This is a genomic window from Nakamurella sp. GG22 (assembly GCF_052976845.2).
The window spans coordinates 191,238-203,418 of sequence record NZ_JBRIIO020000002.1 but is presented as its reverse complement, the minus strand read 5'-3'; the positions used below and the strand labels follow the sequence as shown (position 1 = coordinate 203,418).

Genomic DNA, 12,181 nt, shown 5'->3' with positions numbered 1-12,181 from the left:
TGTTATTGCGGGCTCAGCCAGGACTCCAGCAGCGGCAGCATGATGGCGAGCAGCCCATCGGGGTTCTCCACCGCGGGCGAGTGCGCGGAGTTCTCCACGATGACGAACGGGGTGCCGAGCCGACGGGCCATCCCGTCCTGGTCGGGCATCGCCCAGGCATCGTCGTCGCGTCCGGCGATGACCGCGACCGGCGCGTGGGTCGCGTCGAGCGCCGCACGGAGCTCTCCGACACGGTCCGGTTCGGCTTGCAGTGCGGCGCCCATCCCGAGCAGGCCCGCCTCGGTGGACGCGACGAACCGGCGGCGGAGCAGCTCGGCGACCTCCGGTGGCACCACCTTGCGCGCGGCACGTCCGACCGCGACGGCGTTGTCGTAGACCAGTTCCTTGCCGTGCAGCCGCAGCATCGGCTCGGCGGCCAGCAGGGCATCGTGCCGGGCGCCGTAGCTCAGCGCCCCCGGGCCGGAGCAGAGCAGGACGAGGCCGGCGATCGGCGCACCGGCGAGCACCGCGCCGCGCGCCACCAGCCCACCGAAGGAGTGCCCGAGCAGGACCACCGGCGATTGCCGGGCGAGGTCGCGGACGACGTCGGCGCAGACCGCGCCCAGCGCGAGCGGCGAGTAGGCCGCTTCGTCCGCCGGTCCGGCGGACTCGAACTGCCCCGGAAGATCGATGGCGACGGCGTGGAAACCGTTGGCGGCCAGTGGATCGAGGATGGGTGCGAAGTCCTCCTTCGATCCTGTGTACCCGGGCAGCAGCAGCACCGTTCCCCGCGCGTCGGCCGATCCGGCGTCGAGGGCGGCGAGCGGGCCGATGCTGCTGGGCAGGGTGATCCGGGTGGCGGAGTTAGGCGTGAGCTGTTCGAGTCGGGCAGCGGTCATCAGGTGCTCTCCAGTGCGACGACTTCAACCGCGGCGACTTCCGAGGCCCCGGCCCGGTCGCCGCGGGTCTCGATGATCATCGGGCCGACGGCCGTGGCGTCCACCCGGTCCGTGCCTGCCGGCCGGTCGACCGGAATGGTCCGGGGCACGATGCCGGCGTTGCCGTTCGCGGCGGTGAAGACCTCGAGCCCGCCGTCGACGGGCATCAGCAGCTGGCCGGCGATCAGCGCGGGCAGTCCCAGTGCGCCGTCCTTGGTCCAGCTCACCGAGAGATCCTTGACCTGAACGGTTTCCGGCGGTGCCGGTGATGGCGCGGTGGTAGATCCGAGCAGGCCGGGAGTCGGGGGCTCCGCCTCGGTGATCGCCGACGAGCTGGTGCTGGTGCTCGGCGGCGCCTCCACCTCGATGGTTTCGCTGCCCACGGCGATCAGCCGGTCGCCGATCAGGGAGTAGCGGTCGGTGCCGTCCCGCACGGCCGGGGTGGGGAAGGTCCCACCGCTCGCGGTCAGCCGGTCGGCCGCCACGATCGTCTCGGCCGGGATCTCGACCGGCGTGCTGGAGGTCTCGGTGCCCTTGTCGTCGTACACCTTGACGGCGGGTTCCGGGCCCGACACCAATACTGCGACCCGGTCGGAGGTGATGCCGACGATCCGGGCGGCAGGGGAGCCGGTGTCGATGTCCGCCCGCGGGTCGTGCTTGAAGACGTCCTGGTCGTCGGGCTTGTCCGGGGCGGAATCCGGGGTCGCCCAGTTGATGACCACACGTGCGTTGGGTCCCTGATCGTCGCAGTGCTCCACGGTGGCGAACTGCTCGTCGGCCAGGGCGATGTCGGTGAACGTACAGCCGGTGTGCCGGGCGTTGGGCTTGGGCGGTGACGGCAGGTCGCCGTACTGGATGGTGCGCACCAGGTCGTCACGCCAGAGCTCGATCAAGGTCGGTCCGAGCCAGCCCGCATAGGGCCCGCCGAAGGCGAGTGAGCCGCCGGCCTGGTTCGGGCTCGTCCGGTAGTAGTGCCGCTCGCCGGTGTCCGGGTCGAGCAGCATCTGCTGAGAGCAGTAGCCGTTCTTCTCCGAGACGACCATCACGCCGCGAACCTTTCCGCGGGTTGTCACCCCCGGCGCGTCGGTGTCACCGGAGCCGACAGCGCAGAGCGGTTCGCTTCTGCCGTAGGTCCAGCGCACCTCGCCGGTGACGGCGTCGTGCCCGGTGACCGTCGTCTCGTCAGCGGTGACGACCACCCCGTACGGCGAGGCAACCGCCCCGATGCGGCCGTTCGTCGGCAGCGACCACGCCTCGCGCAGCGACTCAGGGACGGTGTCGGCGGCGTCCGGCGTGGCGGAGGACGGGCCGGTGACGGAGATCGTCGCCCGCGCGTCACTGGTGAGGTAGACGACCACACCGACGGCGACGACGGCCACCGCGAGCGCTGCGGCGACGATCCGATCGATCCGCTTCCGCCGCGCGGCACTCAGAGTCACCGTGCGAGCGTACGCAACCGCGCTGAGCTGATTGGGATCTGCTCAGGGCGTGCCGACCGGAGGTCAGCTGCCGCTGGGCGCGTCCGCCCCGGTATCGGCTGAGGCAACCATGGTGCCGCCGCCACGGGTGCGCCTCCGCGAACGCCGTCGACGCGGGGGTGCCGTTTCGGAGCCGTCCGAGGTGGTGGCGACCTGCGTCTCGACACCGGCGACCGCCTCGACGGCCTTGGCAGTGGCCGACTCCGCGCCGTCCACCGACCGCCCGCCGCGCGTGCGCTGCCGGCCACCGGACGAGCCGCCGCTCGACGACCCGCCGTTGCGTGACCCGCCCGTCGATGTCTGGCGGCCGTGGCCCGAGCCGTGTGCAGCTCCCGCCGCGGCCTTACGCCGCTTGCCGCCGGTCTCGCCCAGATCCTCGACGTCCTCGGCTCCGAGCCCGGCGCGGACCCGCTGCGCGGATGGCAGCCGGCCGCTGATGCCCTCGGGAATGTCGAGGTCGTCGTAGAGGTGCTTGGAGGTCGAGTAGGTCTCCGCGGGGTCCGCGAAGTCCAGGCCCAATGACTCGTTGATCAGCTTCCAGCGCGGGACGTCGTCCCAGTCGATGAAGGACACCGCGATGCCGGTCTTGCCGGCCCGGCCCGTGCGGCCGATGCGGTGGATGTAGGTCTTGTCCTCTTCGGGGCACTGGTAGTTGATGACGTGCGTGACGTCCTCGACGTCGATGCCACGAGCCGCGACGTCCGTCGCGACCAGCACATCGACCTTGCCGGAGCGGAAGGCGCGCAGCGCCTGCTCCCGCGCGCCCTGGCCGAGATCGCCGTGCACGGCGGCGGCCGCGAAGCCACGCTCGGTCAGTTCGTCGGCGACCTTGGCGGCGGTGCGCTTGGTCCGGGTGAACACCATCGTCAGGCCGCGATCCCTTGCCTGCAGGACGCGGGCGAGCATCTCGACCTTGTCCAGGGCGTGCGCGCGGTAGACGTACTGCTTGGTCAGTGTGTGGGTCGCGCCTTCGGCGGCGAGTTCCGCGCGGATGTGCGTCGGCTGGCTCATGAACGTCCGGGCCAGGGTGAGGATCGGGCCGGGCATCGTGGCCGAGAACAGCATCGTCTGCTTGACCGTCGGCACCATCGCCAGCACGCGTTCCATGTCGGGCAGGAAGCCCAGGTCGAGCATCTCGTCGGCCTCGTCGAGCACCAGCACCTTGACCCCGCCGAGCACGAGGTGCCCGCCGTTGGCCAGATCGAGCAACCGGCCGGGGGTGCCGACGACCAGGTCGACGCCCGCCTGCAGGGCGGAGATCTGCGGCTCGTAGGCGCGCCCGCCGTAGACGGACGTGACGGCCAGTCCCAGGTACTTGCCGACCTGGTGCAGGTCACGGGTGACCTGGACGCAGAGTTCGCGGGTGGGCACCATCACCAGTGCGCGCGGTGCGCGGCCGGCCGGCAGCTTGCCCTTCTCGTCGGGGACGACGGCCTCGTCGAGCGACAGTCGCTGCAGCAACGGCACGCCGAAGCCGAGGGTCTTGCCCATCCCGGTCCTGGCCTGACCGATCAGGTCGTGGCCGCCGAGGGCGATCGGCAGGGTGAGCGCCTGGATGGCGAAGGTGCGTTCGATGCCGACCGCGGCCAGCGCCTCGACGATCCGCGGATCGGTGCCGAGTTCGGTGAAGGTGGGCGCCTCCGGCTCGACGGGGGCATCGGCGGCCAGCGGGTGGGTCAGTGCGGCGTCCTCCGGGTCGATGGCCGCGTCGGCGATGACGCCGTCCGGGTCGTCGAGCGGGGTCGCCGTGCTGACCGTGAAGGGGTCTTCGGCAGAAGTCAACGTCATGGGTGGAGCCTTCCTCGCGTCCGCGCGCGTTCACGCAGCAGGCGAGGGGATTTGCCAGGGACCCCAGCCATACGGGGCCCCGCTACAGCGGCCGATTTCTCCGGCCGACCGGCGGGACGACGCGCGCACAGTGCGGCGGCGCAATCGTCGCACCGCCTATCAATGCCTACTCTACCCGTCCGCTGTCACTCTCCCGGCCCACGCGCTGACGCTTGGTGTTGCGGGCGCCGCAAGCGCGCGCAGAGGGTGCCGCCGGACCTCTAGGCTCGGGGTCGATATCCAGGGGTTGGCCGACCGGCCGGACACCGCGATCAGGGGCCGTCAGGATGTACAGCCGTCAGGCCGGCACCCATCAGGATCAGTGCAGATCACGGACGGAGAGCGCATGACCGAAGCGCAGCAGGCAGCGCCGACCGGACTGCCTCCGGCGACCGCCCCTGCCAAAGCGGGGGACGTCGCCGATTCCGGAACCGTGCCGCCGGAACAGGCGGTCATCGATCTCCTGGGCGTTCTCGCCTACGGCGAGCTGTCCGCGTTCGACCGGATGGCGGCCGACGCCCGCTGGGCACCGACGCTCGGCGGACGGGTGGCGCTGTCGCAGATGGCGACCGCTGAGATGGGCCACTTCAACGCGCTGGCCAGGCATCTCGAGGCCAGGGGAGTGGCGGCCGAGGAGGCCATGAAGCCGTTCGTCGCGCCCTTCGATGCCTTCCACGATTCGACCGCGCCGCACTCCTGGTTGGAGTCGCTGGTCAAGGCGCACGTCGGGGACGGGCTGGCGGCCGACTTCTACCGGGAGATCGCCGAGTGGCTGGACCCAGTCACCCGCGACCTGGTCTTCGAGGTGCTCGGCGATTCCGGGCATTCCGCCTTCGCGGTCCGGGAGGTCCGCAAGGCATGCCAGGCCGACCCGCGACTGGCCGGACCGCTCGCCCTCTGGGGACGTCGGCTCCTCGGCGAGGCCATCACCCAGGCGCAGTACGTCGTCGCGGACCGGGACACCCTCGCCGAGCTCATCGTCACCGGCTCCGGTGATCTGGCCGGCATCGCCGCGCTCTTCCGGCGGCTGCAGCAGGGGCATACCGAACGGATGAAGTCACTGGGCCTGGCCTGACCCGGCCGAAGGGCGCGAGGCAGGATCGTGCCGTGACCTCCAGTGGATCCCGGAAACCGGAGTCGGCTTTCGAGAAGCGGCGCGCAGACGCACCCGAAGGGTTCTTCGCCTGGGAGGCCGCCGGGCTCGACTGGCTCCGGGAGCCCGGCGGCGTCGAGGTCGTCGGCGTGCGGGAGGTCGGGTCACGGCACATCGTCCTCGACCGGATCACGCTCGCAAGGGCGACGACGTCGGCGGCGGAGGCGTTCGGCCGCGGCCTGGCGGTCACCCACGCCGCCGGCGCCACGGCGTTCGGTGCGGGCCCACCTGGCTGGCGCGGCGTCGGCTACATCGGTCGGCAGGAACTCGCACTGGGAGCGTTTCCGACCTGGGGCGTGTTCTACGCCGAGACCCGGCTGTTGCCCTACGCGAGAGCGGCGGTCGGGGTCGGCAACCTCAGCCAAGCGGCGCTGAGCGCCGTCGAGGCGGTGTGCTCCCGCCTCATCGACGGCGCCTACGACGACGACCGGCCCCCGGCCCGCATCCACGGCGACCTGTGGGGCGGCAATGTTCTGTACTCCGCCCGCGGTGCCGTCGTGATCGACCCGGCCGCACATGGCGGCCACGGCCTCACCGACGTCGCGATGCTGGCGCTGTTCGGCACCGAGCAGCTCGACCGGGTGCTGGCCGCGTACGCCGAGGCGGCGTCCTTGCCAGCCGGCTGGCGGGAGCTGATCGGACTGCACCAACTGCACCCGGTGCTGGTGCACGCCGCCAGCCACGGGCCGTCCTACGGGCGGCATGCCGCCGAACTGGCCGCCCGCTACCGCTGACGTCCGCGACCTGTCCGGACGACGTCGGCGCCCACCACCGCTGCGCGGGCCACTGAGCCGCCTGCGCCCGTGACCCGGCATGCGGGCAGGCAGGGTGCACGGGAGGATGTGGTGTCCGGCGTCACACAGGTAGGTGAATACTTTCGGAGGAGTTTGGCCGCCTGCCGGCCGGGACACGACTCAGACAGCATCCACCGACGCACAGTCTTACTGCGCGTCACGAAATGCACATCGACGCAGATGGAGGAACCAGCCGAATGTTCTCGCGTATAGCGGTGATCAACAGAGGCGAACCAGCGGTCCGATTGATCCGCGCGGTTCGAGAGCTCAACTCCCAGTTCGGTTATGGGATCAAGGTCATCGCGCTGCACACCGAGAGCGAGCGCCACGCGCTGTTCGTCCGGCTGGCGGATGAAGGTGTGCTGCTGCGGGACAAGGGCGACAAGGGCAGCCCCTACCTCGACCACGCCGAGCTCGAGCGGGCGATGATCGCGGGCAAGGTCGATGCCTGCTGGCCCGGATGGGGGTTCGTGTCCGAGGACGCCGGATTCGTCGAGCTCTGCGATCGGATCGGCGTGACCTTCATCGGCCCGCCCGCCGCTGCGATGCGCAAGCTGGGCGACAAGGTGCAGGCGAAGTACCTCGCGGAGGCGACCGGGGTTCCGGTCGCGCCGTGGAGCGGCGGGCCGGTGGAGGACATGGCCTCTGCGCTCGAGCACGCCAAGCAGATCGGGTACCCGATGATCCTCAAGGCGCGCAGCGGCGGCGGGGGCCGCGGTATCCGGATGGTCTTCGATCCCAGCGAGCTGGAGGAGGCCATCGAGCGGACCCAGTCGGAGGCCCAGAAGGCCTTCAACGACCCGGTCATCTTCATGGAGAAGCTGGTCGTCGGCGGCCGCCACATCGAGGTGCAGGTCATCGCGGACAACCACGGCAACGCCTGGGCGCCGGGCATCAGGGACTGTTCGATCCAGCGCCGGAACCAGAAGCTGATCGAGGAGTCCGGCTCGCCCGCGTTGACGCCGCAGCAGGACGTCGATCTGCGCAAGGGCGCGGTGGCGTTGGTGAAGGAGGCCGGTTACCGCGGCGCGGGCACGGTGGAGTTCCTGTACCAACCGGAAGAGAAGATGTTCGCCTTCCTGGAAGTGAACACCCGGCTGCAGGTCGAGCATCCGATCACCGAGGAGTCCACCGGGCTCGACCTGGTGAAGCTGCAGATCCTGTGCGCTGACGGGCATCGGCTGGAGGGTGACCCTCCGCCGAATTACGGGTACGCGATCGAGGCCCGGCTCAACGCCGAGGACGCCGACAACGGCTTCGCCCCGTCACCGGGCAAGGTGGAGTTGCTGAGCCTGCCGACCGGTCCGGGGATCCGGGTGGACACCGGGATCGCGACCGGGGATGCGATCTCGCCCGATTACGACTCGATGGTCGCCAAGATCATCGCCTGGGGTCGCGATAGGGACGAGGCGATGGCCCGGCTGCGGGTAGCGCTGCGCGAGACGACGGTCGTCGTGAACGGCGGCACCACCACCAAGGCCTTCCTGCTCGAACTGTTGGACCGCCCCGAGGTCATCGATGGCACCGCAGACACCGGTTGGCTCGACCGTGTCGGCCTGACCGACGGCCCACGGGTGGCTCCGCACGCGGACGCCGCCCTGCTCTACGTGGGTATCGACGTCTACGAAGAAGAGGAGACGCTGGAGCGGGACTCGTTCTACCGGTCCGCACGCGGTGGCCGGCCGCGGGCCAGTCACGTTGTCGGGCGTGAGGTCGAACTCGGTTACCAGGGTCAGACGTACAGCCTCAACGTCGCGCACGTCAGCCCGCGGCGCTACCGCATCGAGATCGGTGGATCCGAGACGGTCGAGGTCGAACTGGAGCGGATGTCGGCGTACGAGAGCCGGCTGACCGTCGGCGACCGGCGCCATCACGTCGTGGCGTCGACGACTCCGGCGGGCCATCTGGTGGAGGTCGACAGCGTCAGCCATCGGATCAGCCGGGACGAGGGCGGCATCGTCCGGTCGCCCGCGCCCGCGGTGGTGGTCGCGGTGCGTGCGGCGGCCGGGACCGACGTCGAGGCCGGCGACACGGTGATGATCCTCGAGAGCATGAAGATGGAGACGGCGGTCCGCGCGCCCTATGCGGGCCGGGTGCGGGAGATCCTGGTCGGCGTCAACTCGCAGGTGGACGGCGGCGGGGCACTGCTGCGGATCGATCGGATCGACGAGGACGCCGCAGCCAGCACCACCCCGACGGTCGAGTTCAGTGACGTGTCCGAGGCGCCCGCGGCTGATCCGTACGCGGAGTCGCTGGCGACGCTGGCAGGCATGAAGGCCCTGATCATGGGCTACGACGTCACGGGCGGCCGGGGGCGCAAACTGATCGCCGATTACGAGCGCGCGCGCAATCAGACGCAGCTCGACGATCCCGAACTGCTGAAGGCGTCCCTCGGGGTGCTGGCGACGTTCGCCGACGTCTGCGAGCTGTCCCGGAACCGGCCGGCCGGTGAGGAGGAAACAGGCGACGAGCGGGTGCACAGCCCGCGCGAGTACTTCCACTCGTACCTGCACTCGCTGGATGTGGACCGCGAGGGGCTGCCGGAGGCGTTCCGGAGCAGGCTGCTGGCGGTGCTGAAGCATTACGGCGTCAGCGATCTCGAGCAGGGGCCCGCCCTGCAGGAGGCGGTCTACCGCATCTTCCTGGCGCAGGAACGCGCCGCCGACCAGGTGCCGATCGTCTCCATGTTGTTGGAGCGGTGGCGCAACACCGTTCCTGGTTTCACCCCGGAGACCAGGCAGGCGATCGGCGAGGTCGTCGAGCGCCTGGTGGTAGCGACCCGGCTGCGGTACCCGGTGCTCGGCGATCTCGCCCGAAGCATCCGGTACGAGGCCTACGAGCGCCCGCTCATCGAGGACGCTCGGTCGAAGGTGTACGAGTATGTCCGGGCGCACCGCACCGCGCTGGGCGGCCATCCGAGTTCCGAGGAATACGCGGAACGGATCGAGGCCCTGGTGTCCAGCCCGGAGCCGCTGGTGCGATTGATGGCCGAAGAGCTGACCTCCCACGGGCCCGGCGCGCAGGCCATGCTCGAGGCGATGACGCGCCGGTACTACCGGGTTCGGTCGTTGCGGGACGTCAAGGCCTTCGAGGAAGACGGCCGTTCCTACGTCACCGGCGACTTCGACCTGAACGGCCAGCAGCTGTACCTGATCGCGACGATCGTTCAACACGACGAACTGTCCAACGCCCTGCGCGCACTGGACGCCAAGGCTGCGACGGCGCCGGACCGGACGCATGTCGTCACCGACATCTACCTGTCCTGGACGGATGCGCCTGCGGACGCGGACGAGGTGTCGGCCACCCTGCGCGCGGAGCTGGAGCAGTACCCGACCCTCGCCGGCGGACGCAGGGTGACCGTCACGGTGTGCCGGGCCAGCGACCCGACCGTGCAGCAGTTCACCTTCCGGCCGTCCGGCGACGGGCTGGCCGAAGAGAAGATCATCCGCGACATGCACCCGCTGACGGGTCAGCGGCTGGACCTCTGGCGGTTGAAGAACTTCACCGGCACCCGCATGCCGGCGCCGGAAGGTGCCTATCTGTTCCATCTGGTGGCGCCCGACAATCCCGCCGACGAAAGGCTTGTCGCGCTCGCCGAACTGCGGGACGTCACGCCGCGGCGGGATTCCGACGGCAAGGTGGTGGCGTTCCCGGCCGCCGAGCGGGTCCTCGCTGCCTGCCTGGAGAGCATCCGGCGGGTCCAGGCCCAGCGCAACGGGAAGCAGCGGCTGGACAACAACCGGGTCTTCCTGCACGTCTGGCCGACCATCGAGATCCCGCTGTCCGACCTGGAGGGCTTCGCCCAGCTCAGTGCGCCGCTCACCCTCGGCACCGGATTGTCGGAGATCACCGTGCTGGCCCGGCTGCGGGAGTCCGACGATTCGCTGCGGGACGTGGCGCTCCGGTTCGTCTACCAGGCGGGTGCCGGCGTCACCGTCACGGTGACCGATCCGCCGACCGAACCCCTTGCGCCGCTGGACGAATACACCCAGAAGGTGCAGCGCGCCGCCGCCCGCGGGACGGCGTACCCGTACGAGATCGTGCCGATGCTGACCGGTCCGAACGGAAGCTTCACAGAGTACGACCTGGACGCTGACGGTGCGTTCGTTCCGGTCAATCGGGCTCCCGGCCGGAACACCGCCGGTGTGGTGGCCGGCATCGTGACGACCCCGACCCCGCGCTACCCGGAGGGCATCACCAGGGTGGCGCTGTTCGGCGACCCGACCAAGGCGCTGGGCACAGTCGCCGTCCGTGAGTGCGAGATCGTCGTGCGCGCAGTGGATCTCGCCGAGCAGCTCGATGTGCCGGTCGAGTGGTTCACGCTGTCGTCGGGCGCGAAGATTTCGATGGACAGCGGCACCGAGAACATGGACGGCGTCGCGAAGGCGCTGCGGCGACTGATCACCTTCACCCAGAACGGTGGTGAGGTGAACGTCATCGTCGCGGGGATCAACGTCGGTGCGCAGCCGTACTGGAACGCCGAGGCCACGATGCTGCCGCACACCAAGGGCATCCTGATCATGACGCCGGACAGCGCCATGGTGCTGACGGGCAAGATGTCGCTGGACTACTCCGGCGGCGTGTCGGCGGAGGACAACTTCGGTCTGGGCGGTTACGACCGGGTGATGGGGCCGAACGGCGAGGCGCAGTACTGGGCACCGAATCTCAACGCCGCGACGGAGATCCTGTTCGCGCACTACGACCACGCCTATGTGGCACCGGGGGAGCGGTTCCCGCGGCGTGCAGAAACGGCCGATCCGCTGGACCGCGATGTGCGCGATTTCCCGCACGTCCACCCGGACAGCCCGTTCACCAAGGTCGGTGACATCTTCTCCGCGGAGACGAACAAGGACCGCAAGAAGCCGTTCGACATCCGGACGGTGATCAACGCGGTCGCCGACCAGGACCACGAGACGCTGGAACGCTGGGCCGGGATGGCGGATGCGGATACCTCGGTCGTCGTCGATGCCCACCTCGGCGGCTATCCCGTGGTGATCGTCGGTATCGAGTCGCGGAACATCCCGCGGCGCGGGTTCCTGCCCACGGACGGTCCGGATCAGTTCACCTCCGGGACGTTGTTCCCGAAGTCGTCGAAGAAGACGGCGCGGGCGATCAACGCTGCCTCCGGCAGCCGGCCGCTGGTCGTGCTGGCGAACCTGTCCGGGTTCGACGGTTCGCCGGAGTCACTGCGGAACACGCAGCTCGAGTACGGCGCCGAGATCGGCAGGGCCATCGTCAATTTCGAGGGTCCGATCATCTTCTGCGTGGTCTCCCGTTACCACGGCGGCGCGTTCGTGGTGTTCTCCGGTGCGTTGAACGACAACATGGAGGTGATCGCGGTGGAGGGCTCCTTCGCCTCGGTCATCGGCGGCGCGCCGGCCGCTGCGGTGGTGTTCACCAGGGACGTCAACGCGCGGACCGCGAACGACCAGCGGGTCAAGGAGATCGAGGCCCGGATCGCGGAGGCCGCCGACGACGCCGAACGCGGGCAGCTCAGGGTCGAACTCGGTGAGCTCCGGGCGCAGGTCCGGTCCGAAAAGCTGGGTGAGGTGGCTGCGGAGTTCGAGCAGATCCACAACATCGAGCGGGCAAGGGAAGTCGGCTCCGTTCACACGATCATCCCGGCGGTCGAATTGCGGCCGTACCTGATCACCGCCGTGGAGCGCGGGATGGCCAGGACCGGTGGGAGTGTGACGGTCGAGGGCTGAGCTGCTGGTTCTCCGGGAGTTCCGGGGCCGGTCGACGCCGGTCGGACCCTGGGCAACCGGCTCGCTGCTTGCATGCGTGACGCGGTCTCGGTGATCTTGCTGGGATGGGCGCACGGCTGGCAGCGCTGCCCGGGTGTACCCCGGGGCGTCAACGGCCCGGTGTGTCGACGTTTTCTCGATGCACCGGGCCGTTCGCCGTTCGCCGTTGTCGGGTTGGGGTCGCGGTCGCGGTTGCGGCCTAGGTGCGCGGTCGGGGTCGCGGGCGAGGTTGAGGTCGCGGTCTAGGCCCGCGATCGCCAGTAGT

General features: G+C 70.0%; 6 protein-coding genes. 3 read left to right on the top strand and 3 right to left on the bottom strand.

The genetic code is table 11. The features are described from left to right. Window positions 1-2: 2 nt before the first annotated feature. From ACVBEQ_RS03250 to ACVBEQ_RS03240, 3 genes are all read right to left on the bottom strand, one after another. Window positions 3-878, bottom strand: a complete 876-nt coding sequence (locus ACVBEQ_RS03250) for an alpha/beta fold hydrolase (RefSeq protein WP_447151986.1) — start codon at window positions 876-878, stop codon at window positions 3-5. Then, window positions 878-2,356 carry an Rv3212 family protein gene (locus ACVBEQ_RS03245; RefSeq protein WP_447151985.1) on the bottom strand — a complete coding sequence of 493 codons (1,479 nt, stop codon included), beginning with the start codon at window positions 2,354-2,356 and terminating at the stop codon, window positions 878-880. Before ACVBEQ_RS03245 ends, ACVBEQ_RS03250 begins: the two co-directional genes overlap by 1 nt. Window positions 2,357-2,419: 63 nt before the next feature. Continuing rightward, window positions 2,420-4,183: a DEAD/DEAH box helicase gene (locus ACVBEQ_RS03240; protein WP_447151984.1), complete on the bottom strand. Its 1,764-nt coding sequence runs from the start codon at window positions 4,181-4,183 to the stop codon at window positions 2,420-2,422. Window positions 4,184-4,568: 385 nt separating this feature from the next. On the opposite strand from ACVBEQ_RS03240, the gene ACVBEQ_RS03235 reads away from it, so the two are divergent. From ACVBEQ_RS03235 to ACVBEQ_RS03225, 3 genes are all read left to right on the top strand, one after another. Further along, complete coding sequence (locus ACVBEQ_RS03235; RefSeq protein ID WP_447151983.1) at window positions 4,569-5,297, top strand: ferritin-like fold-containing protein; 729 nt, start codon at window positions 4,569-4,571, stop codon at window positions 5,295-5,297. Window positions 5,298-5,329: 32 nt separating this feature from the next. Next, a complete protein-coding gene (locus tag ACVBEQ_RS03230) occupies window positions 5,330-6,109 on the top strand; it encodes a fructosamine kinase family protein (protein ID WP_447151982.1) in 780 nt (259 codons plus the stop codon). Between the two features lie 257 nt (window positions 6,110-6,366). Beyond that, entirely contained in the window at window positions 6,367-11,877 is a 5,511-nt protein-coding gene (locus tag ACVBEQ_RS03225) for an ATP-binding protein (protein WP_447151981.1), read from the top strand. The last annotated feature ends 304 nt before the right edge of the window (window positions 11,878-12,181 follow it).